The sequence below is a fragment of the Chelativorans multitrophicus genome (assembly GCF_011317445.1).
Taxonomy (GTDB): Bacteria; Pseudomonadota; Alphaproteobacteria; order Rhizobiales; family Rhizobiaceae; genus Chelativorans; species Chelativorans multitrophicus.
This window is the reverse complement of record NZ_JAAAPL010000001.1, coordinates 40,111-62,722: the sequence shown is the minus strand read 5'-3', so window position 1 is coordinate 62,722 and position 22,612 is coordinate 40,111. Positions and strand designations below refer to the sequence as shown.

The 22,612-nt window shown below is 60.1% G+C and carries 21 protein-coding genes; 13 read left to right on the top strand and 8 right to left on the bottom strand.

The genetic code is table 11. The features are described from left to right. Positions 1–27: 27 nt before the first annotated feature. Positions 28–1,710, bottom strand: a complete 1,683-nt coding sequence (locus GNP00_RS00260) for an ATP-binding protein (RefSeq protein ID WP_011580825.1) — start codon at positions 1,708–1,710, stop codon at positions 28–30. 190 nt (positions 1,711–1,900) lie between these two features. Between GNP00_RS00260 and GNP00_RS00255 the strand changes: the two genes are divergently transcribed. The 5 genes from GNP00_RS00255 (at position 1,901) to GNP00_RS00235 (ending at position 6,681) form a co-directional block, all read left to right on the top strand. Next, positions 1,901–2,212, top strand: a complete 312-nt coding sequence (locus GNP00_RS00255; protein ID WP_041544662.1) for a hypothetical protein — start codon at positions 1,901–1,903, stop codon at positions 2,210–2,212. Between the two features lie 182 nt (positions 2,213–2,394). Further along, on the top strand, positions 2,395–4,197 hold the full coding sequence (locus GNP00_RS00250; RefSeq protein WP_011580827.1) for an acetolactate synthase 3 large subunit: 1,803 nt from the start codon (positions 2,395–2,397) through the stop codon (positions 4,195–4,197). A 40-nt stretch (positions 4,198–4,237) separates the two neighbouring features. Next, a complete protein-coding gene (ilvN, locus tag GNP00_RS00245; protein ID WP_011580828.1) occupies positions 4,238–4,810 on the top strand; it encodes an acetolactate synthase small subunit in 573 nt (190 codons plus the stop codon). A gap of 87 nt (positions 4,811–4,897) precedes the next feature. Continuing rightward, positions 4,898–5,494, top strand: a complete 597-nt coding sequence (locus tag GNP00_RS00240) for a LysE family translocator (protein ID WP_011580829.1) — start codon at positions 4,898–4,900, stop codon at positions 5,492–5,494. A 59-nt stretch (positions 5,495–5,553) separates the two neighbouring features. Then, positions 5,554–6,681 (top strand): ATP-dependent DNA helicase, encoded by a 1,128-nt coding sequence (locus tag GNP00_RS00235; protein WP_011580830.1) that lies wholly within the window; start codon positions 5,554–5,556, stop codon positions 6,679–6,681. Here the strand turns inward: GNP00_RS00235 and GNP00_RS00230 are convergent, their stop codons facing one another. Then, a complete protein-coding gene (locus GNP00_RS00230) occupies positions 6,682–7,089 on the bottom strand; it encodes a SpoIIAA family protein (protein WP_011580831.1) in 408 nt (135 codons plus the stop codon). Between the two features lie 107 nt (positions 7,090–7,196). Between GNP00_RS00230 and GNP00_RS00225 the strand changes: the two genes are divergently transcribed. From GNP00_RS00225 to ilvC, 4 genes are all read left to right on the top strand, one after another. Beyond that, a complete protein-coding gene (locus GNP00_RS00225) occupies positions 7,197–7,943 on the top strand; it encodes a pyridoxine 5'-phosphate synthase (RefSeq protein ID WP_011580832.1) in 747 nt (248 codons plus the stop codon). Between the two features lie 682 nt (positions 7,944–8,625). After that, positions 8,626–9,183, top strand: coding sequence for a hypothetical protein (locus GNP00_RS00220; RefSeq protein ID WP_166015677.1), 558 nt, complete (start codon positions 8,626–8,628; stop codon positions 9,181–9,183). 167 nt (positions 9,184–9,350) lie between these two features. After that, positions 9,351–10,010 (top strand): TetR/AcrR family transcriptional regulator C-terminal domain-containing protein, encoded by a 660-nt coding sequence (locus GNP00_RS00215; RefSeq protein ID WP_011580834.1) that lies wholly within the window; start codon positions 9,351–9,353, stop codon positions 10,008–10,010. A 73-nt stretch (positions 10,011–10,083) separates the two neighbouring features. Then, the gene (gene ilvC / locus GNP00_RS00210; protein WP_011580835.1) at positions 10,084–11,103 is read left to right on the top strand and encodes a ketol-acid reductoisomerase; all 1,020 of its coding nucleotides are present in this window, start codon (positions 10,084–10,086) and stop codon (positions 11,101–11,103) included. A gap of 70 nt (positions 11,104–11,173) precedes the next feature. Here the strand turns inward: ilvC and GNP00_RS23665 are convergent, their stop codons facing one another. Beyond that, entirely contained in the window at positions 11,174–11,656 is a 483-nt protein-coding gene (locus GNP00_RS23665; protein WP_011580836.1) for a BA14K family protein, read from the bottom strand. Between the two features lie 169 nt (positions 11,657–11,825). Here GNP00_RS23665 and GNP00_RS00200 point away from each other — a divergent pair, with 169 nt between their 5' ends. Both GNP00_RS00200 and GNP00_RS00195 read left to right on the top strand, forming a co-directional pair. After that, positions 11,826–12,938: an endonuclease/exonuclease/phosphatase family protein gene (locus GNP00_RS00200; protein ID WP_011580837.1), complete on the top strand. Its 1,113-nt coding sequence runs from the start codon at positions 11,826–11,828 to the stop codon at positions 12,936–12,938. A gap of 89 nt (positions 12,939–13,027) precedes the next feature. Beyond that, the gene (locus tag GNP00_RS00195; RefSeq protein WP_011580838.1) at positions 13,028–13,948 is read left to right on the top strand and encodes a PhzF family phenazine biosynthesis isomerase; all 921 of its coding nucleotides are present in this window, start codon (positions 13,028–13,030) and stop codon (positions 13,946–13,948) included. Between the two features lie 51 nt (positions 13,949–13,999). Here the strand turns inward: GNP00_RS00195 and GNP00_RS00190 are convergent, their stop codons facing one another. Continuing rightward, entirely contained in the window at positions 14,000–15,844 is a 1,845-nt protein-coding gene (locus GNP00_RS00190; protein ID WP_011580839.1) for a mechanosensitive ion channel family protein, read from the bottom strand. A gap of 249 nt (positions 15,845–16,093) precedes the next feature. Beyond that, positions 16,094–17,137, bottom strand: a complete 1,044-nt coding sequence (locus GNP00_RS00185; protein ID WP_011580840.1) for a GlxA family transcriptional regulator — start codon at positions 17,135–17,137, stop codon at positions 16,094–16,096. A gap of 103 nt (positions 17,138–17,240) precedes the next feature. On the opposite strand from GNP00_RS00185, the gene GNP00_RS00180 reads away from it, so the two are divergent. Further along, positions 17,241–18,323: a class I SAM-dependent methyltransferase gene (locus tag GNP00_RS00180; protein ID WP_011580841.1), complete on the top strand. Its 1,083-nt coding sequence runs from the start codon at positions 17,241–17,243 to the stop codon at positions 18,321–18,323. A gap of 127 nt (positions 18,324–18,450) precedes the next feature. Continuing rightward, the gene (locus GNP00_RS00175) at positions 18,451–18,942 is read left to right on the top strand and encodes a hypothetical protein (protein WP_157038052.1); all 492 of its coding nucleotides are present in this window, start codon (positions 18,451–18,453) and stop codon (positions 18,940–18,942) included. A gap of 233 nt (positions 18,943–19,175) precedes the next feature. On the opposite strand, the gene GNP00_RS00170 is transcribed toward GNP00_RS00175, so the two are convergent. The 3 genes from GNP00_RS00170 to GNP00_RS00160 form a co-directional block, all read right to left on the bottom strand. Continuing rightward, complete coding sequence (locus GNP00_RS00170; RefSeq protein WP_011580843.1) at positions 19,176–20,045, bottom strand: ABC transporter permease; 870 nt, start codon at positions 20,043–20,045, stop codon at positions 19,176–19,178. Then, positions 20,042–20,983, bottom strand: a complete 942-nt coding sequence (locus tag GNP00_RS00165; RefSeq protein ID WP_041545321.1) for an ABC transporter permease — start codon at positions 20,981–20,983, stop codon at positions 20,042–20,044. Before GNP00_RS00165 ends, GNP00_RS00170 begins: the two co-directional genes overlap by 4 nt. A 62-nt stretch (positions 20,984–21,045) precedes the next feature. Next, on the bottom strand, positions 21,046–22,512 hold the full coding sequence (locus GNP00_RS00160; protein WP_246259320.1) for an ABC transporter substrate-binding protein: 1,467 nt from the start codon (positions 22,510–22,512) through the stop codon (positions 21,046–21,048). Positions 22,513–22,612 lie beyond the last annotated feature (100 nt).

Here is a 22,612-nt window from a genome sequence, read left to right as displayed (position 1 = left end):
CAGAACGGCCAGGCGCCCTTCGCGCCGCTATGATCCGACCTTTTCACGACGGCCCGTATTGCGCATCCGGCCAACGATTGATGCGAGATCGGTTTCTTGGCTGCCGGCATCGGCGGCTCGATCCCAATGCGTATCTTTCTTCGAGCCGGGGAGCAGGTTTTCCTGCAATTGCTCGAACTTCATTCGCATGGTGGCGGCCACGCCGTCGCCGAAGGCGATCGCCTCGCGCTGGCCCATGGCGGAGAGAAAATTGAGAATGGATGCGGAGGAATCGGGGATCGCCGAGCGGATGATCGCCTGGTCCTGCTCATTGGCAAGGCGCATCGCGAAAATCGTTGAGCATTGCGACAGCACCGTCGGGTCCAGGTCTCCCGGCCGCTGCGTGACCACGCCGAGATAGCATCCATATTTACGGCCCTCCTTGGCGATCCGGGAGAGCGCGTGGCGCGTCGGCGAAAAACCGAGCCTTGGGTCCGCCGGCATGTAGCGGTGGGCTTCCTCGCAAAGGAGAAGCAGCTTGAGCTTTCCCTCGCTCCAAAGCGCCAGGTCGAAAGCAAGGCGGGCGAGCACGGAGCAGACCGAATTGACCACTTCGGCGGGAAGACCGGCCATCTCGAAGCAGGTAACCGGCCGTCCCTCGCTGGGAATACGGAAAATCCGGCCGATCGTTTCGTGAATCGAATCCTCGATCAGCCGTGAAGCGAACATGAAGCGATAGCGCGGATCGGCGACCGCCGCTTCGATGCGAACGCGTAATTGCCGGTAGTGCGGCCGCTCGTTCTTGGTTTCAAGCTGCCCCATGCGATCATCGATCTCTCGGATCACATCCGCCATGCGATAGGGCACCGGGGTGTCGGCCGTAACCGCGCCCGTATCGGGACTTCGCCTCAGCAGGCCGGCGTTGGGGTTCCGGTACAAATGCTTTGCGGAAGAGACCAGCTCTCTGAGCAGTTCCACCTCTTCGGTGACTGGCTCGCGTCCACGATAGAGCACCTCGACCAGTTCCTCGAGGCGGAAGAGCCAGAAGGGTAGTTCCAGCGTGGAAGTGTCGATCCGTACGGAATATTCCGGGAGAGACGGGGCGAACTCGTTGTGGGGATCGAGGATGAGGACGTGCAGGTCTGGCCGCACCCCGATCATCTTCCGCAAAAGGAGGGAAACTGCCGTGGATTTCCCAACGCCGGTCGTTCCAACCACCGCGAAATGCCGCGTAAGCGTTTCATCCACCGCCAGCGAGGCCTCGATTGAACTGTCCTGGGATAGGCGGCCAATTGTGACGGAGCGGCGGCCGCCGAGATGATAGATCGCGCGCAGGTCGCTGCTTCGGATCCGATGAGCGATGGCGCCCACATGCGGATATTCCGTGATGCCGCGATCGAAGATCTGTCCGCCTTCTAGGTCGCGCACCTCGCCGATAAGCTCGACGAAAATTTCCACGGGATTGGTGCCCTGATCGTCCCAGACGCGCTTCGGCCTCTCGATCGCATAGACCAGGCCAACGGTTCGCGTCGACCCGAGATTGATCGAGATCAGCCTGCCGACGGTCCAGGTGGACGCTATGGCAATTTCTTCCTTGCCGATGTTGGCCGCGATTACCGCGCGCGCGCCATCGCATTGGACGACATGGCCAAGCGCACGCGAACGCGGCTGGTCTGCTGCGCGCCTCTCCTGATGCGCAGCGTTCTGCGGAACATCGCCGGCCTGATGCATTGCTTAGCCCCCTCTGCCAGAGGAAGCTAAGCGCGACGGGTTAAGACCGGATGAGAGGGGATGGTTGAAAAGGCGTTAAGGCAGGCAGCGAAATGCTATTCGGCTGCTCTCTTCTCCGCCCACTGAGCCACATTTCCTCCCAACTTTCTTGGCGTGGCTCCATTATTGCTGATCAGGAGATAATTTGGGCATGTGCGTGTTGAAATGGGCATTTTCGCTACTCCTTCTTATTCCATGCGGCGGCCTCGCTGCTGAAAAGCCTGCGCATCCCGCCAATTTCCGTTACATGGGAGCGGGGGACCTCGAACAATTCAGGGAAGTTTTGACGCGGCCGGAGATCGCCGGGGTTCAGATCGTCTATAGCTGGAGGTCCCTCAAGCCCGGTAAAGACGCCTTCGACTTCTCGGCGATTGAACGGGATCTGGCCAGTTCAGCAGTCCGCGCTGGGGGTTGCGGATCGAAGACAAATTTACATGACCAGCAGCGACGAGATTGCCGTTGACACGCAGCGCCCTTCACCCTTATTGTCCGCCCCCATGATTAAGAAGATCATTCTCGTAGTAGGAAGGCACATGGGCAAGGCGGCGTAGCCGCCAGGCGACAGCCGCTCATGTGCAGAAGACAGGCTCCCTCGGGGGCCTTTTTTATTGGGCCGAAGACGACGATCAGAACGGGAAAAGAGCGATGGAACAGCGGGCGCCGGAGCCAAGGGCACACGAAACGGGCAGACAGGAAATGACAGGCGCGGAGATGGTCGTGCAGGCGCTGAAGGACAACGGCGTCGAGCACATCTTCGGCTATCCTGGCGGCGCGGTGCTCCCCATTTATGATGAGCTCTTCCAGCAGGACCAGATACAGCACATTCTCGTGCGCCATGAGCAAGGCGCAGGGCACGCCGCGGAAGGTTATGCGCGGTCGACCGGCAAGGCCGGCGTGATGCTGGTGACCTCCGGTCCCGGCGCGACCAACGCCGTCACGCCGCTTCAGGACGCGTTGATGGATTCCATCCCGCTTGTCTGCATCACCGGCCAGGTGCCGACGCCGCTCATCGGCTCCGACGCTTTCCAGGAATGCGATACGGTGGGCATCACGCGCCCATGCACCAAACACAATTGGCTTGTGCGGGACGTCAGCGATCTCGCGGCTATTCTGCATGAGGCTTTCCATGTCGCCACCACGGGCCGGCCCGGCCCGGTCGTGGTCGACATCCCCAAGGACGTGCAATTTGCGCGTGGCATCTACACCCCGCCGCAGACCGCTCCGCGGACAAGTTACCAGCCGACGCTCGACGGAGATCAGGAAAAGATCCGTGCGGCCGTCGCGCTGATGGCTTCCGCCCGCCGGCCGATCATCTATACCGGCGGCGGCGTCATCAATGCCGGACCGGAGGCGAGCCATCTTCTGCGCGAACTGGTGGGGCTGACGGGTTTCCCGATTACGTCGACGCTGATGGGCCTTGGCGCCTACCCGGCCTCCGGCGAGAACTGGCTCGGCATGCTCGGCATGCACGGGACCTATGAAGCCAATATGGCCATGCATGACTGCGACGTGATGCTATGCATCGGCGCACGGTTCGACGACCGCATCACCGGCCGGCTCGATGCCTTCTCGCCGAACTCGCGCAAGATCCATGTCGATGTGGACCCTTCATCGATCAATAAGAATGTGCGGGTCGATATTCCCATCATCGGCGATGCTGGCCGGGTGCTTGAGGACATGGTGCGGCTCTGGCGGGCGAGCGCCAATGCCGACAAGGCGGCGCTCAAGCCTTGGTGGGAGCAGATCAACAGGTGGCGCGCGCGCCAGTCGCTGGCCTATAAAACCAACAGCGACGTGATCATGCCGCAATACGCGGTCGAGCGGCTTTATGAACTGACGAAGGGGCGCGACGTCTACGTCACCACCGAGGTGGGCCAACACCAGATGTGGGCGGCGCAGCACTTCGGCTTCGATCAGCCCAATCGGTGGATGACCTCTGGCGGCCTCGGGACAATGGGATATGGGCTGCCGGCCGCGCTGGGGGTGCAGATCGCGCATCCGGACGCGTTGGTCATCGACATCGCCGGCGACGCCTCCGTCCTGATGACCATGCAGGAAATGAGCTCGGCGGTGCAGCATGACGCGCCGATCAAGATCTTTATCCTCAATAACCAGTATATGGGGATGGTGCGGCAGTGGCAGCAGCTTTTGCATGGAAACCGGCTGTCGCATTCCTATACCGAAGCATTGCCTGATTTCGTGAAGCTGGCTGAAGCCTACGGGTGTCACGGTATTCGCTGCGAGAAACCGGGCGAACTCGACGACGCGATCCGCGAGATGATCGATGTGAAGAAGCCGGTGATCTTCGATTGCCGGGTTGCGAATCTCGCCAACTGCTTCCCGATGATCCCTTCCGGCAAGGCGCATAACGAGATGCTGCTGCCGGACGAGGCAACCGACGAGGCCGTGGCGAATGCAATCGATGCCGAGGGCAGGGCGCTGGTGTAGACGGAAAGACAAAGCAGAAGAATTTGCAGCGAGAGATATTATGAACGCCCAACTTCAGCCGACCGGTTCAGCCTACTTCATCACCAAGGAAACGGAAAAGGCCGAGACGCGGACGCTCGCGGTGCTCGTAGACAACGAGCCGGGGGTGCTGGCCCGCGTCATTGGCCTGTTTTCGGGCCGCGGCTACAACATCGACAGCCTTACGGTTTCGGAGACGGAGCACGAAAGGCACCTGTCGCGCATCACCATCGTCACGCGCGGCACCCCACATGTGCTGGAGCAGATCAAACACCAGCTCGAACGGATCGTACCGGTGCATCGGGTGGTGGATCTCACGCTCACCGCGCACAATCGCGGCCAGGAGCGCCCGCTGGAGCGGGAGCTTGCCATGGTGAAGGTCAGCGGCAGCGGCAACAGCCGTGTTGAGGCGCTGAGGCTTGCGGATGCCTTCCGCGCCCAGGTGATCGATGCGAACACAGAGCATTTTATTTTCGAAATTACCGGCCGGGTCTCCAAAATTGAGCAGTTCATTGCCATCATGAAGCCGCTTGGGCTTGTGGAGGTCTGCCGCACCGGCGTCGCTGCGATGAATCGCGGACCGGAGGGGATGTAAAAGCTTCGATCAAGCCCGAGAAGCAGAAGAAGATCACGTCAAAGGTCACAAATTCTGACCGGGCCTGTTCTTCTTGCGGAGCGAGCCATGTCGCTTGACGTTTTCATAGCCCTCCTGGTGTTTTCGCTCGTGTCCTCGATCACGCCGGGACCGAACAATTTCATGCTTTTGACCTCGGGTGTGAATTTCGGCTTTGTGCGCACCATTCCGCACATGCTGGGCATCGGCGTGGGCTTTGTGTCCCTGCTGCTCGGCGTAGGGTTTGGCCTGGGGGCTTTGCTGATTGCGCTTCCGCAGGTCAGTTTAGCCCTGAAGATCCTTGGCGGCGCTTATTTGCTCTATCTGGCCTGGAAAATCGCGATGTCGCGAGCGCTGACGAGCGGCGATGAGAGCGGTGGAAGGCCTATGACCTTTATTCAGGCCGCTCTCTTCCAGTGGATCAATCCAAAGGCATGGGTGATGGCGGTCACGGCGATGGCCATCTACACCAATCCCGAATTTCCATTCCTCTCGGTTTTGCTGGTGGCGTTCGCCTTCGGCTTGGTCAATCTGCCGAGCGTTTCGGTCTGGGCGGGTTTCGGCGTGGTGTTGCGGGGCTTTCTTTCCAATCCCGTGCGGCTCAAGTGGTTCAACATCATGATGGGATTAGCGCTCGCCGCGACGCTTTGGCCCATGCTGCGATAGCTGGCAGGAACTGCACGAGCAGCCCTGTTCAGACGCGCCAGAATCTGATTTCTGGGCGCATGGAATTTTCGCCGCAACAGGACGAGGCGCTGAAGGCCGTCGCGCGCTGGCTGAAGAGCGGCAGCTCTCAGCTTTTCCGCCTTTTCGGCTATGCAGGCACGGGCAAGACCACACTTGCGCGGCACTTTGCCGAGCATGTGGATGGGGACGTGCAGTTCGCTGCCTTTACGGGCAAAGCGGCGCAGGTGCTGCGCTCGAAGGGCGCTTCGAACGCCCGCACCATCCATTCGCTCATTTACCGCCCCCGCGGGGAAGAGCAGGTGGAGGATGAAACGACCGGCAAGACGCTGATTTCTCCGACCTTCTCGATCAACCGGCAGAGCCCGATCGCCAAGGCGAAGCTCGTGATCATCGATGAGTGTTCGATGGTGGACGAGGAACTGGGCCGCGACCTCATGTCCTTCGGAACACCAATCCTTGTGCTGGGAGACCCTGGGCAGCTGCCTCCAATTTCCGGCGGTGGCTATTTCACCGAGCACGAGCCGGACTTCCTGCTCACCGAAATCCACCGCCAGGCGCGCGACAATCCCATCATCCGGCTTGCGCTGGACGTGCGTGAGGGGCGCGAATTCACATACGGGGATTACGGCACGGCGCAGGTGATCCCGAGAGGTGCCGTCAACAGCGATATCGTGTTGGCGGCGGACCAGGTGCTGGTTGGGGTGAACCGCACCCGGCGCCGCTATAACCAGCGCCTGAGAGAATTGAAGGGCTTTGAGGCTTTCTATCCGCAGGCTGGCGACAAGCTGGTTTGTCTTCGCAACGATCCCGCCAAGGGTCTCCTGAACGGATCCCTCTGGAAGGTGATGACCTCCTCGCGGGAGACGGTGAAGCCGGGCATCAACCTGCTTGTTTCGCCGGAGGAGGATGATCCGGACCGCGGCGTGGCGAAGATCAAGCTCTTGAAAGCCGCCTTCGAAGATCCTGACGGCGACATTCCCTGGCAGACCAAGAAGCGCTATGACGACTTCGATTTCGGCTACGCGCTCACCGTGCATAAGGCGCAAGGCTCGCAGTGGAATGACGTTGTGCTTTTCGACGAGAGTTTTGCTTTCCGCGACACGCGCCAGCGCTGGCTCTATACGGCGATCACGCGCGCCGCGGAGCGCCTGACGATCGTGCGTTGATCAGGTAGAGGCGGGCAGGGGCCTGGCGCCGAGCCATTCCCATGCGGCTTCCGCTTGCTCCAGCTCGAAATGTTTCATCTCGACCGAAAGGAAGGGCTTCACGATGCCCATCATGGCCTGAACCCAGGTGGGGCCGCCCACGACGGCATATCTTCGGATATGCTTCAGTGCCTTGACCTTCTGCAAATAGGCCTGCTCCTTCCACGCACCGCCCCAGTCGATACCCTCATAGTCATGGATGATCACGATGACGTCGATCTGGTCGTGGAGCTGATAGGCTCCCTCCAGGAGGCCGTACATATTCTCAATGTCGGCAGTTTCGATATAGCCGGTGATTTCAAAGGCATAGGCATCCGGCTGGTCCGTATCGATCCGGCGCACGCTAGGCGGTGTTTCATTGATGAGCATATCGCTTGCCCAATGCTGACCACGTCTCACGTCAACATCAATTAGGCCTGTCGGTTCCCTAGGAAACGGTATAGGAGAGAACAAAATCCAGTCATAGGGACGTTGGAATGCCAGTAAAGCTCTCGGTCAATCTGAACGCCGTCGCTATGCTGAGGAACCGTCGCGATCTGCCATGGCCGAGTGTTACCGCGCTTGGGCGAATCGCGCTTGGCGCAGGCGCGCATGGGCTGACCGTTCACCCGAGGCCCGATCAGCGCCATATCCGCTTTTCCGATCTCCCGCACATCAGGGCTCTGATAGACGACGAATTCCCCGACCGCGAGTTCAATATCGAAGGATATCCCTCGGAAGACTTCTTACGGCTGGTGGAAGAAACGCAGCCCGAGCAGGTAACCCTTGTGCCGGATGATCCGTCGCAAGCCACCTCCGACCATGGCTGGCAATTTCAGGAGCATGAGCGGTTTCTTGCGGCGGCAGTTGGCCGCTTGAAGCGGCGCGGTTTCCGGGTCTCGCTCTTTGCGGACCCCGATGCGGACGAAGCAGCGCTTGCCGTTGCAAAGGCAGTGGGGGCAGACCGGGTGGAGCTCTACACGGGACCATATGGCGCTTGCTACGACGACGCCGAAAAGGCCGCTAAAGAGCTAAGAAAGCTGGAAAAGACAGCCAAGACGGCGCAAGGGCTCGGTCTTGCCGTCAACGCCGGACATGATCTGACCGTTGCGAACCTGCCCGCACTCGTAGAGCATGTTCCCTCGCTTGCGGAGGTCTCCATCGGCCATGCCCTGACGGCCGATGCTTTGGAATACGGCATGGCGGAGACGGTGCGGCGCTACCTCAGCGCGTGTGAAGCTTAAGCCTGTCCATTGAGCCTGGCCTGAATAGCCGCACGCTGCCATCCCGGCTGGTGTGGTCTGCGTCCTTCTGACGGTCTTCGGCAACCACTTCGAGCGCTGCCGCAGGTTTGAGATCGCTATCATTGGCATTACTATTTTCCAATTTCAGCATTAAGAAAAATGAACTTAATATTATAAAGTGTTTTATCGTTAATGACTTGTTATTTTTGATGCTGGATTCATTATTGTGAGAAGTAATAGTGTGCTTGCCTATACCGCGAAACCCTCCGCAGGGGCGGAAGCTTGGAGGGGGATTGGCAGAGATGTTTCTCCTGGGGCGCTGAAGCAATTCGGGACCGTCAATAACGAGCTGCGGAATCGTTTGGGAAAACGGTCGAACGCAAGAGCGGTCCCCTGCAAAAGCGAGGCTGCTATCGGGGACCTTGGGCGGGAAAGGTCGCTGATGGACCAGGCGCGGGCTCCCGGCCCTGGCGTGCGGACGAGATCAAGCCAGGTGCAAATTGACCGTTCCTCTAGTGCGTCATTGTCGGCCTATAGAAGATTGAAAAGAGATGTCGCCAAGCCATGCGCCAAAGTCATCAAGGGAAAATGCAAAAACATAAAGGATGACTATCAGCTTCTGAAGAGAAACTACACGACCCTCTTTAGCCGGCTGCAGAAGAATGACTATTGGCAGACCGGCATGGAGTTGGGCGCCGCCGGATTCAGCTATGCATCTGCCTTTTCTGAGGGAATGCAGGCCAATTATCTCGATGGCGCCAGCAATGAGTTTTGGCGCGCGTCCGCGCCCGAGGCGCCCACTGAAGGCAATGACCTTTCGACGCGATTGGGAAACTTGGCCAATAGGGCGACGAGATCCGCCACCTCCTATGGACGGATCAAGTTTATTGCCAATCTGGTTGATATGCCGCCTGTGGCTGGCTTCGCCAATCTGGGCTACTCGATCCATTGGGGGAAAAACGCCTGCTATACCGTGCAAAAATCCTGGCATGATCTCAAGGATCACTACAGGCAAGGCAGTCCTCTGGTGGTCTCCGACACGATCAATCTCCTCAGCGGAGGCTACAACGGAATAGCGGCGGGTCTCAGCGCTGCTTCCACGTTTTTCCCTCCCGCCGCGATAGCATCTTCCGGAGCATGGGTGGCGGGCGCAGGATGCGGAGTTCTGGCGAAAGCCGCGGAAAAATACGCCCCTCAAATCGAACAGCAGACCGAAAAGCTCCTTGCGAAGCTGGATTGAGTTGAGCAGCCCTTGCAAAGCCAATCTGCTTTAGCCCCCGTCGCGCTTTGATCTCCCGCGACGGGGCGTTGAAACGCCGCTCGCATGCGCGCCCGATACCAAACTCGGCTTGAAAATAACTGGCACCTGTGACAGAACCGTACCGTACGGTACTGGAGAGGCGGAAGGTGCAGGAACATCGCGAACAGGATTTCACGCCCAGGCAGCACGCCGTGCTGGAGCGCGCGTTGGAACTGCTCGTTGCGGGCGGTGAGCGCGCACTGACGACGGCCGGCGTCGCGAGGGCGGCGAGCTGTTCCAAGGAAAGCCTCTACAAGTGGTTCGGCGACCGCGACGGTCTGCTGGCTGCCATGATCGCGCATCAGGCCAGCAAGGTGCGCGGCTTCTCCGATGACGGCGTACCAATGGATAGCGAGCGCTTTCGCGCGCATCTCGTCGGCTTTGCGCAGGATTTGCTGCAGGTTCTTTCCAGCGATGTGTCGCTGGCGCTCAACAGGCTTGCAATTGGCCAGGCCAGCCGGGAGGGAAGCCGGCTCGGCGCGCTTCTGGTGGAGCAGGGGAGGCGGCGTATAGACCTGAGCGCCGGCGCGCTGCTGGAGGCGGGGAAACGGCGCGGCCATTTGATTTATCAGGATCGGGACGACGCGTATCGCACGCTCTACGGCCTCATCGTGCGTGATCTGCATGTGAGGATGCTTCTTGGCGAGGAGCATGTCCGCAGACCGGACACATTCGCCGTACAGGCAGAAAGGGCGGTGCAGCAGTTCTTCGTGCTCTACGGAGCGCGGGAGAAGGAGAAGACGGCCCCTCGCGTAAGGGCTGTCTAAGCAGGTTCCGCAAAAGCGTTCGACGGTTTTGCGAACGGGCCTGCGAGGGAAATCCAGCAAGGAAGGAAACGAAATGCGTGTCTATTACGATCGCGATGCCGATCTGAACCTCATCAAGTCAAAGAAGGTTGCCATTATCGGCTATGGCAGCCAGGGGCGGGCGCATGCGCTGAACCTCAAGGATTCAGGCGCCAAGGACCTGGCGGTGGCGCTGCGCCCCGGTTCGGCATCGGCGAAGAAGGCCGAGGCAGACGGCTTGAAAGTCATGAGCGTGGCCGAAGCCGCCGGCTGGGCCGATCTCATGATGATGGCCACGCCCGACGAATTGCAGGCCGGGATCTACAATAATGAGATCGCGCCCAATATCCGCGACGGCGCTGCAATCGCCTTCGCCCACGGCCTCAACGTGCATTTCGGCCTTATCGAACCCAAGAAAACGGTGGACGTGTTGATGATCGCGCCCAAGGGCCCGGGCCACACGGTGCGCAGCGAATACCAGCGCGGCGGCGGTGTGCCCTGCCTGGTGGCTGTGCATCACGACGCCTCGGGCAATGCGCTCGACCTCGCGCTCTCCTATGCCTGTGGCGTCGGCGGCGGCCGTTCGGGCATCATCGAGACCACGTTCCGTGAGGAATGCGAGACGGATCTGTTCGGTGAGCAGGTGGTGCTCTGCGGTGGTCTCGTCGAGCTCATCCGCGCCGGATTCGAGACGCTGGTGGAAGCCGGCTACGCGCCGGAAATGGCGTATTTCGAGTGCCTGCACGAGGTGAAGCTCATCGTAGACCTCATCTATGAGGGCGGCATCGCCAACATGAACTATTCGATCTCCAACACGGCCGAGTGGGGCGAGTATGTCTCCGGCCCGCGCATCATCACCCCCGAGACGAAGGCCGAGATGAAGCGTGTGCTGAAGGATATTCAGACCGGCAAGTTCACCGCCGAGTGGATGCAGGAATGGCATTCGGGTGCGGCCCGCTTCAAGGCCACCCGCCGGCTCAACGATTCACATCAGATCGAGGAAGTGGGCGAGAAGCTGCGCGCCATGATGCCCTGGATTTCCAAGAATAAGCTGGTCGACAAAGCCAAGAACTAGGCTTTGGCTTGAACAATAATGAAAGGCGGCGTTGCTGAACGCCGCCTTTCACTTTTTAGCGGAGCGGCGCTCACCCCAAATAGGGCGAGACGCAGACCCGGCGCGGCCCGTTGTAAGGCTGGAACGTGTTGTCCGAGGCCCGGTAGGACCGGTACCTGGCATAGCACCAGTTCACATGGGCGGCAGACAGGCCGTAGGTCGGGCGTGGCGCCACATAGCGCGGTGGCGCGTAATAGGGCGGGTGCACGTAGGCCGGCGGACCATAGCGGAACCCGCCGGTGCCGAATTCGAAATAAATGCCGGACCGTGGACGGCGCCAGTGCCGATCCCGATCCCGATCGCGCCGCCAATGGCGTCGATTGTCCCAGCGGCGGTTATCCCAGCGACGGTCGCGATGTTGAATTTCAACAAGGTTCGACTTTTCGGCAAGAACCGGCATTGTGCCTGAAGATGCACCAGCCGACAAAGCCGAAGCCTGGGTTGCCGTTCCGGTGGCGCCGAGACCGAGGCCGGCTAAGGCGCAAATTGCTAGTGCGGTTAGCGCGCGTTTCATCAGTACATCTCCTACTCTGGTCAAGCAAAGCCATCTCGGCTGAGCCTACTTTTCCGAGATTATGCTCGGTGGCGGATGAATGCGGCATGAACGCGAAGCAACGCTTCGATTGACCACACGATCGAGTGATCGCTTGCCTTTCATTTGCGTGCGGGTCAAAAGAGGAAGCATGTCCGTCCGGATAGCCACCTTCAACGTCGAAAACCTGATGAACCGGTTCGATTTTTCCGGTTTCCGCAATCAGTTGCACCAGGACCGGACGCTGGCGATGTTCGAGATCAAGGACGAAGAGGAGTACCGCGAGTTGGAGCGGGCGCGGACGATCGCGCATACCGACGATACCCGCCAGCTCACGGCTCTGGCGATCGCTGCGACGCGCGCCGACATTCTCTGCCTGCAGGAGGTGGATAATCAGGCCGCTCTCAACGCCTTCGAATACGGTTATCTCCACAAGATGATCGGCGCGGGCTATCGCGAAAAATACTCCTCGGCCGGAAACGACGCGCGCGGCATCGATGTGGCGATCATGATGCGGCGCCAAACGGCTGATGGTGAGCCGATCGAATTCCGGCGCATGACCACCCATGCCCACATCACCTTCGACGATTTCAACCTCTACACGCCGGAACTGGCCGAACTCGGCCTTGGCCCCAATGAGCGGATTTTTCGCCGCGATTGCCTGGAGGTGGATGTTCTTGTCGGCGGAAAGCCTCTCACGATTTACATCGTGCATTTCAAGGCGATGAATTCGGTGCGCAATGGGCGCGACGGGCGTCTCGGCTCGATGCCTATTCGCATAGCCGAGGCATCTGCCGTCCGGCGGATCATTCTCGACCGCTTTGGGCCGGAAGGAACGGCCCGCAAGCGATGGATGATCTGTGGCGACCTCAACGACTATCGCGAACGCGTTCTCATCGAAGGCGAGGCACACACGGGCTATGATTTCCGGCCCGTACGCGAGGCGCAATCCAGCGTCAATGTGCTCACCGATGGCGGCTTTTGCGAGAATGTGGTGGAGCGGCGGCCGGAACTCGACCGCTGGACGCTATATCATACGCGCGGCCCCGAGGAGCGTCATCTGTGCCAACTCGACTACATCCTGCTGTCGCCCGCGCTGGCGCAGAAGAATGGCAAGGTGATGCCGGATATCGTGCGAAATGGGCAGCCCTGGCGAACCATTTTTCCACCCGGTCAAGAAGTAGAACGATATCCGCGCACGGGTTGGGACAGGCCCAAGGCCTCCGATCACTGCCCGGTGGCCATATCACTGGATTTGATCTGAGCGCTTGAGCCCACACACGGTTCCAAATCTGTATTATAGGTGGACCAAGGGCTTTCTGCCGATTTTCAGGTAACCGGGAGAGGTGTGCCGTGAAAGCAAGACGCTATCTGATCTATGACGTTTTCACGGACACGCAGCTTGCCGGAAACCCATTGGCTATCGTTCTCGATTCCGATGGGCTGGACGATCAGCGCATGCAGCGCATTGCCGGGGAGTTCAACCTGTCGGAGACGGCTTTTGTCCTACCGCCTGAAAACCGGCTGCATACCGCTCGTGTGCGGATTTTCACGCCTCGCACGGAATTGCCCTTTGCCGGTCATCCCACGGTGGGAACGGCTACGGCCCTGGCGGAGCAAGCGGGCAAGACACGCGGTAAAGGCGAGGGCGCTTCGCTTCTCGTACTTGAGGAAAATGTCGGCCCGGTGCGGTGCGCAGTTTCAACTGGTGCTGGCGCCACCTTTGCCGAATTTGATCTTCCGCGCCTGCCCAAGCGCATTCCCTTCGAAACCCCTGCGGAAGCCGTGGCCGCAGCACTCGGGATCCCGCATCATGAGATTGGATTCGAGAACCACGTCATCGGCGCCTGGTCGGCGGGCGTGCCATATGTCTGTGTGCCCGTTGCCGATCTTGATGTCGCGGGCAGGGTGCGGCTCGATGAAAGGCTTTGGGACGAGATCGTCCTGCAGAATCCTGCGGTCATTGGGTTTCCCTACGTTTATTGCCGGGAAACCGTGAACCACGACTGCTCTTTTCACACACGCATGTTCGCCCCTCAGGACGGCATCCCGGAAGACCCGGCGACCGGTTCGGCCGCGGCTGCTTTCGCCGGCGCGATCCTCACCCATGACGAACCGGTGGACGGCATTCACCGCTACTGGCTGGAACAGGGCATCGAGATGGGGCGGCCATCGCGCATTCGGCTTGAAATCGAGGCGGCAGCCGGCGGGATAGAGGCGGCGCGCATTGGCGGAGCCGCCGTCAAGCTGGCGGAGGGAACCTTATTCGCCTGACCTCGGGGGAGGGAAGTTCTTTCCACCCCTGTGGCTCCTCAATGCGGCGACCTAATTTCTCGGTGAGGTTCGTGTAACGGCGCGGATCTTTGATTCCTCTGCCTGTGCGCGGGGCATTTCACCCAATGGCTCTTCTTCCCGCGTATGGCGATCGGGCACTTCCAAAGCGGGCGGCTTGTCTCGCGTCAGATAGAGCGTTTGTGAAGGAAATGCGAAGCCGCATCCCGCATTTTCGACAATGCTCATGACCGATAGGAGAATTTTCTCCTTTTCAGCGAGGAAGACATCGAAATCTGAAATCTGCAAGTAAGCGCGAAGGTCAATTTCAAGAGCACTGCTGCCGATCGAGCTGAACCGGACTCGAGTGGTGCCGGGCACGGCTGTTAGATTGCTTTCGATGAGTTCGCGCAGTTCTACGAGCAGGTGTTCCAGTGCTGCTCGCGAGGCTTCGAACCTGATGCCGATCTTCGCCTCGAAAAGCTGCTGGTCTCGTCTCGCAAAGTTGACGATCTGCGCCTTAGCGAATTCTGCGTTCGGAATGCTTACGACTGTGCGATCCAACGCTCTGATGCGGGTGGAGCGCAACCCGATCTCTTCAACTGTGCCCATGACATCTCCGCAGCGGCAGAAATCTCCCATTCGGACCGGCCTGTCGGCGAAGAGGATTACGCCCCCGATGAAATTCTCGATGGTCGGCTGTGCCGCGAGCGCAATGGCAAGTCCGCCCACCCCCAGTCCGGCGATAAGACCGAGCAACGGTATTCCCAGAGTCGTTGCAGTATGGCCGAGCAGGATCAGCGCGAGACCCAGTCCAAGCACCCGGAACCCCGCTCGGAGCAGATGCGCGTCCAAGCTATCCGGCAAAATGGAGGGCGAACTGATGATAAGCTCCGCTAGGGATTGGCAGATCAGTACAATGAGCCATGAAAGCCCGAATGCAAGCAGCACCTGCCCGGCGGCGTTTGCAATCAGAAAAACCCTCCCGGTCAGATTGATCTGATCGATGACTTCAAAAAGGAAGAAAGCCGAGAGGGCGATCAGCGCAACCGGCAGAAGGGCGCGTTCGATCAGATTGAGCTTCGCGCCATCAGCCCTTCGTACACCCCACTGCTTTCGCACGATCCAGAGGAGAACCGTGGCAGATACGATCATCCAGACAATGAGCGCCAGCCACGGCCAGGCGGCTTGGTCGGCAAGGCTGAAGTTGAGCCAATCGGGACCGGCGAGAATGTAGTCGTACCAAAACGGCGGCAGAAGACGCCCTGGCGACAAACTGAAGAATTCATAGATATTTCGCCTGTCAAAGCGCTCGGGAGCGGCCACAAGGGCATTGTAGAGGTCGGGAATACGACTTACGGTGTCCGCGGAAAAGACAAAGTCGCCCGACCGCCCACCTTCAGCCACTTGCACCATGACCAATTCGGTGCCCGGTATTCTCCATCTCGTTATCGGCCGATCGGCTGCATGCGCCTGTTCCAGCGCTGCCTCATCCGGGATTTCGGCCTGCGGCGGGAGCGAAATCTCTTCGAGCACCTCTTTGAGCCGCAAAACAAGTTCCATCTTCTCGTGCGCGATAGCCGCCGGCGGGACGTTGGATAAATCGAGGGTGCGCGCCGCGGTATCCAGCAGGAGCTCTGCCGTGGTGACTTTCTCCTCGACCGAATCAGAGGGAAAAAGACCTCCCTCGGCCTGCCTTTGGCTATAGGCCTCAAGCATAAGTGCAGCGGCCTTTTCGGTGCTCGACAAAAAAGTGTTCAGCGTGTCCTGCGGACTGGCCAGATCAGCGTGGATATAGCTCGGGTCGCCGGCATGGCTCTGGGCTGATGCGGGATGCGGTTGGATCAGAACCCAAAAGAGCAGCAACCAAAGGGAATGTGCAACGGCGGTAGTTCGCATGAGCAAGTTCCACAACAATGGCCAACTGAATCAGGCGCACGCTCTCAGGTCCGCAAGAGAGGAATCGGCTGCGCATCGAGATTTGCCCGGATAATGAAAGAATACGATGCTTTAAGCAAACGGTTATGCTCATGAACATTTGCCGCGCCGCCGAAATTCGATGCGTTGAGTTATCATCGGCAAACACCTGTTCTGGCGGGGCAGCGAAATGCTGCAACAGAGAATTAATCGAATCCGCCGGGCGGTGTCTTAGACCACGTCTTTGGCTGCCAGGCCGATGAAGCGGTAGCGTTGGCGGTAGCGAGCAGGGGTGACACCGGTCGAGCGTTTGAAGAGGCGGCGGAAGAATGCCGGGTCGTCATAGCCTACCGCGTGAGCGACGGCATCGGTCGGCTGGCCGGTCGTCTCCAGCATTTGCTTTGCCTCCTCGATGCGCAGCGCTTGAACGTAGTCGATCGGCGAATAACCGGTGGCCGCCTTGAAACGCCGCTTGAAGGTACGTTCTGGAAGGCCCGAAAGGGCGGCCATGCGGGCGACCGGATTGGGCTCGTAATAATGATCGGCAAGCCATTCCTGGCAGCGGCTCACCGCCGCATCGCTATGGGGAGGCACGCGGCCCATGGCCGCGAAGGGCAATTGTCCCTCGCTGCGGTCTCCGAGAACGAAGACTTTGGCCAGGCGCACCGCCTCGGCGGGGCCGCAGAAGCGCGCGATAAGATAGAGCGCCAGATCTGACCAGGAGCCCGCACCGCCGCAGGTGACGATGCGGTGCTCAGGCCCACTTGGCGACAGAATGCGCTCGGCATGCAGCCTCACGCGCGGATAGTACCGCGAGAAGAGGCGCGTAACGCCCCAGTGGGTAGTGGCTTCCACGCCTTCGAGCAGGCCTGCCTCCGCAAGAAGCACCGAGCCCGTGCAGACGGAGCAGAGGACTGCGCCGTCATCGAAGCGGCGGCGAAGCCAAGCTGCCTCCTCCGCCCAGCGTCCGCGCGGATCGTGATCCTGGGTCAGCGATAGGTCGGGGACGATGACCACCTCTGCGCGGCCGGCTGCGGAAAGTGCGTCATGCGGCACAATGGGGATGCCGATTGGCGAGGCGAAGGCAGTTCCGCCGGCCGATACAATGCGAGGGGAGAGGCGAGGCGTGTTGACCGCTTCGCCCGTTATGTCCTTCCACGCCACGCCCACCGCATCGAAAAGCTCGTAGAGCCCGTAGAGGGTGCCAGGCGTCGTCTCCGGCACCACGAGCAGTTGGATGCGCGCCGCCGTGTCAGGTCCGATTTCATCTCGCATGCAGGCAAATTTGGCACGAATGCCTCGTTCTTGTCCATTCTCGCACTTCTTGCTGGTCCCATTCGCGTCTAGACCGCCGTCTTCGACATTCAGGAGACAAACAATGGCAGTGGCAGTCGCAACCCAACCGCCCGACATGACGGCGGCGGAAGCCTTTTCCGGGAAGATCGCGGGAATGTTGGATTCGGGCGCAGTGGCGGTGATGATCTCGATTGGCCATCGCCTCGGCCTGTTTGACGTCCTGGCCGGGCTTCCGGCCTCAACGAGCGAGGCGATCGCCGCCCGCGCCGAGCTTTCGGAGCGCTATGTGCGCGAGTGGCTGGCGGTGATGGTAACCGGTGGCATCGTCACCTATGACCCTAGCAAAAAGAGCTACCGCCTGCCCGCCGAGCATGCGGCGTCTCTCACGCGGGGTGCAGAGCTCGGCAATTTCGCAGTCTATGCGCAGCATATCGCGCTTCTCGGTCAGATGCAGGATCGGCTGCTTTCCTGCTTCGAGACCGGCGAAGGACTGACCTATGGCGATTATCCCTGCTTCCACCAGGTGATGGCGGAAGATAGCGAGCAGACTGTCGTGGCCCAGCTTTTCGAGACGATCCTGCCGCTCGTCGACGGTCTCAAGCAGCAGCTTGCGGCCGGTATCGAGGTGCTGGATGCGGGCTGCGGACGCGGGCTGGCGCTTATGGAGATGGCAAGGTACTTTCCTCAGAGCCGCTTCACCGGCTACGATTTGGGCGAAGACGCCATCGAATTCGCCACTGACGCGGCGCGTAAGGCGGGGCTTACAAATGTGAAGTTCGAGGCGCGGGACCTGACCGGCTACGACGAAAAGGCCAGGTTCGACCTCATCACCTCTTTTGACGCCATTCATGACCAGAAGGATCCGCAGGCGCTGATCCGCAGCATGAAGGGCGCTCTCAAGCCCGGCGGCGTCTATCTGGTGCAGGATATCGGCGGCTCGGCGAAGCTGGAGAACAATCTCGATTTCCCCTTCGCGCCGCTGCTCTACGCGATCTCCTGCGCCCACTGCACACCGGTGTCGCTCGGCCAGGGCGGATTAGGGCTCGGCACCATGTGGGGGTGGGAGACGGCGCAAGCAATGCTCGAGGCAGCGGGTTTCCACTACGTCGAGCGCACTGTGCTGCCGCACGACCCGATGAACGTTTGGTTCGTCGCGCGGGCCTGAGCGGCGCCGTAAGAGGCGTATCATCCTTTTGATCGCGGGGCTGTCCGGCGTCGGCGGGCGCAGCCCCTCATCAGGATGAGACCTTATCCAGCCAGATGACGCGCGCCATGGCGATAGCTGCGTCGGGATGCAATCGCTGCATCAGGGCGATTACATCTTGGCATTTTTTCAATCGCCATCCAGGCGGTATGCTCAGCATCATCTATCCGAAAGAGATGAACGCCGGCTCGTCGCCTTAGCTGCGATTTGGCCGCAGCGCATGGATGAGACCGGCTCCACCTTCAGAGTAAACAGAACCGCCGACTTGTTCGGCAGGGAGGCAAAAATGTTCAAAATACCTATCGTCGCGTTCGCATTCTCAGTTCTGTTGGTGACGGCTGCAGGTGCTCAAAACCGCACCTTCAGTGAACCCAATTCGCTACCTGAAAACCTGCAAGGGACGACTGCGTTGCGGCCACTTGTGGGGCCGGCAACCACGGCGATCGATCGTGACGTGAACACATCGAGCGTTAATACCCGCCAGCCCATTGAGGGGATAGCACAAGCAGGAACAACGGTTGACGGCTCACCCGTTCCACCTGCCTCGCCCACTGGATTGAACCTAAACTCCCAATACTGACATCGAGACGGAGGTAAGCTCCGAAACGTCGGACGCTTACCTCTTCCCGCGAGGCCAGGAGTGCACCCGATGCACTCTGGCCACTCTCAGGCTGATCGAGAGTCGATTGTTCCGGGGCTTTTCAGGCGAGAATGCCCGCTACGCAGGTCCGCCGTTGAGAGTGGAAGCTCTAAGCCGCGCTAGGCGCTTGTCGGCTTTCTGGAACGGCTCGCGGCAGGATAGTCTTTCAGCCTTCAGTCGTCCTTCTGGTTTAACGCGTCGTTAAGACCGTCACCTAGCAGATTGAAGCCGAGCACGATGGTGACGATGGCGAGACCGGGCCAGATCGACATCCACGGCGCGTCCAGCATGAACTGGCGGGCGACATCGAGCATGCTGCCCCATGATGCTGCAGGCGGGCGCTGGCCCAGACCAAGAAAGGCAAGGCTTGCTTCAGCGAGGATCGCGACCGCCATCGTGATCGTAGCCTGAACGACAACCGGCGTGACGACATTTGGAAGGATATGCGAGAGGATGATCGAGCGGTCGCGCATGCCTTGCCCGCGTGCGGCGGTGACGAAATCCTCATTCTTGATTGTCAGGACCTGACCGCGGACCAGACGTATGAAGATCGGCATCGCCGAGATGCCGATGGCGATCATCGCGTTTTGCAAGCTTGCGCCGAGAAAGGCGGCGAGCGCGATGGCCAGAACCAAGAACGGGCAAGCCAGCAGCGCATCGGTGCAGCGCGAGATGATCGTGTCGACCCAGCCGCCGAAATATCCGGCGATGAGACCGAGCGGCAGACCGGCCAGGATTGCGATGCTGACGGCTATGAGCCCCGCCAACAGCGACGCCTGCGCTCCATAGATGACACGGGTGAGCACGTCACGTCCAAGGTCATCGGTTCCCATCCAGTGCGCCGCGGATGGGGCCTGCCTGACGCTGAGCCAGTCGGACGCGATGGGATCGTAAGGCGCAATCCACGGCGCAAAAACCGCCAAGGCAACAAAAAACAGAACGATCGCCAGGCCGATGACCGCGCTGCGCTGTGAGAGGACGCGCAGCAGGAAGCTGCGGTTGCGGGATCCGGTATTGGCCGGGGCGGCGACAGCTGCGCTCATGCCTGCAACCTCGGGCTGAGTTTCACATAAAGGATATCGGCGAGCAGGCTCAGGATCAGGAAAATCGCGGCGGAGCACAGGATCACCGCCTGCACGACCGCGTAATCGCGGCTGAACACGCCGTCGACGATCATCTTGCCGAAACCGGGAATACCGAAGACCTGCTCGGTCAGGACCGCGCCGGACAAAAGCTCGCCAAGATGCAGCGTACCCGTAGTGACGATCGGAATTAGGCCGTTGCGCAACGCATGGCGAATGATGACGATGCGCTCCTTCAGGCCTTTCGCGCGGGCGGTGCGGATATAATCCTGCTTGAGCACCGACAGCATCGAATTGCGTGTGTGACGCATGATGATGGCGGCGGCTGCCGTGCCAAGCACGAGACTGGGCAGCAGCGTGTAGCGAAGGTTTTCGAGCGGCGCGTCGGAGAAGTTGACAAAGCCGCCACTGGGCAGCCATCCGAGCGAGACCGCAAAGGCCATGATCAACATAATGCCAAGCCAGAAGCTCGGCACCGAAAGGCCGGCAAGGCCGACGGTCGAAACCGCGACATCGACATAGCTGCCACGCCGGATCGCGGCGTAGACACCTGCCGGAATGCCGATGATGATGGCGATCAGCATTGCCTGCAGGGAGAGTTGGAGTGTGACCGGAAGGCGCTGCGCCAGCATTTCGCCGATCGACATCTTGGTGCGGATCGAGACGCCGAAATCACCCTGAAGGATATCGCCAAGCCATTTGAAATACTGGACCGGAAGTGGCTGGTCGAGACCGTATTTGACACGGATGCTTTCGATCACGGCGGGGTCGCGGTCCTCACCAGCGAGTGCCAGCGCGGGATCGCCGGGAAGCAGCTTCAACAACAGGAAAACGAATACCGACAGGATCAGCAAGGTCGGGATCGCCGCAAGAACGCGCCGGAAGATGAAGTTGAGCATTGCCATGCCGAAAGCCTCCCAAATGACCGAGCGGACAACGCGCCCGCCCGGTCATGGGGATATCAGTTCGCGGGCTTGACGCCAGCTACGCGCAGAAGACCATCAGGATAGATGTTGATGCCCTCAATGCTCGCCTGTGCGCCGTAGAACCAGGACGGATGATAGAGCGGAATCGTCGGCAGGTCGGTGAGCAGGATGTCGGTGACCTTGTTGTAAAGCGCAATGCGCTCTTCCTGACGAACTTCGCGACGGGCCTGATCCAGCAATTCGTCGAGCTCCGCATTCCTGTAGCCATTCAGGTTCTGGCTGCCGGCAGAGCCGAAGAAGGTGTTGAGCGTCGCATCCGGATCGGTGCGGCCGCTCCAGTTGCCGATGTAGAGCTGGAAGTTGCCTGCGAGGTAGCGCTCGATCGCTGTGGAGGTTTCAAGCGGCAGCAGTTCGACCTTAAAACCTGCCTCGCCAGCCATCGCCTGGATAATCTGCGCAACACGACCATCAGTCAGCGAGTTCTCATAGGTGATCTCGAGGGCAGGCGCTTCGACGCCGGTAGTGGCGATGAGTTCCTTCGCCTTCTCGATATCACGAGCGGGCATTGGGTGGTCCTTGCTGTGGAACACGCTCAGCGGTGTTAGCATCTGATTGTCGGCGGTGAAGGCACCGTTGAACGCAACCTGATTGATGGCGGCGCGATCCAGCGACAGCTCAAGCGCCTGACGCAGTTCCGGATGCTGGGCGAGGGCGCTCCCGGAATCCTCGCGGACGTTGATGAACAGATGCGAGACGCCGAGACCCTGCGACTCGTGAAGCGCCAGACGGCTGTCGCCCTTGACGGTCTGGATGTCGGTCGGCGCAATGCGCTCGGCAATATCGAGGTCACCTGCCTGCAGGCGGGACAGACGGACAGTCGAATCCGGCAGGATCAGATACTCGATGCTGTCATAGCCGATTGCGTCTGCATTCCAGTAATCAGCGAATTTTTCCAGCGAGATGGAATCGCGCGCCTTGCGGTCGACGAACTTGAACGGCCCCGAGCAGACGGGCGCGGTGGCGAAATTGTCGCCGGCGGCTTCAGCCGCAGCGGGCGACACCATCATGCCGGCGCGGTCGGTGAGGACCGAGAGAAGCGGCGCAAACGGCGACTCAAGCTTGAAGATGACCGTGTGCGTGTCAACGACTTCGACTTCCTTGATCGGGGAGAGTTCGCTCTTGCGCTTGGATTCGGCCAGCGTCTGCATGCGCTCGATGTTCGCCTTCACCGACTCCGCATCGAAGGCGGTACCGTCATGATAGACAACGCCTTCGCGCAGCTTGAGCGTCAGTTCGGTGCTGGCGTCGTTCCAGCTCCATTCGGTCGCAAGCTTGGGGACGATATTGAGATCGCCGTCAATGTCGACGAGCTTGTCGCACAGCGCCTCGAACACGATACGTCCGGCATAGGTGCCCCCCAGTGCCGGATCGAGTGCGTCGGGATCATCTTGCAGGCCGACCTTCAGGCTTGCCGCGCTGGCAGAAGACATGGCGACCATCATGACCATCGCGGCGATGGAAAGCTTGCGCCCAGTTCTCATTGCAATTCCCCTTTATGTTTTGGAACCAACCGCCCATTAGCGAACCATAGCCGGGTCAATT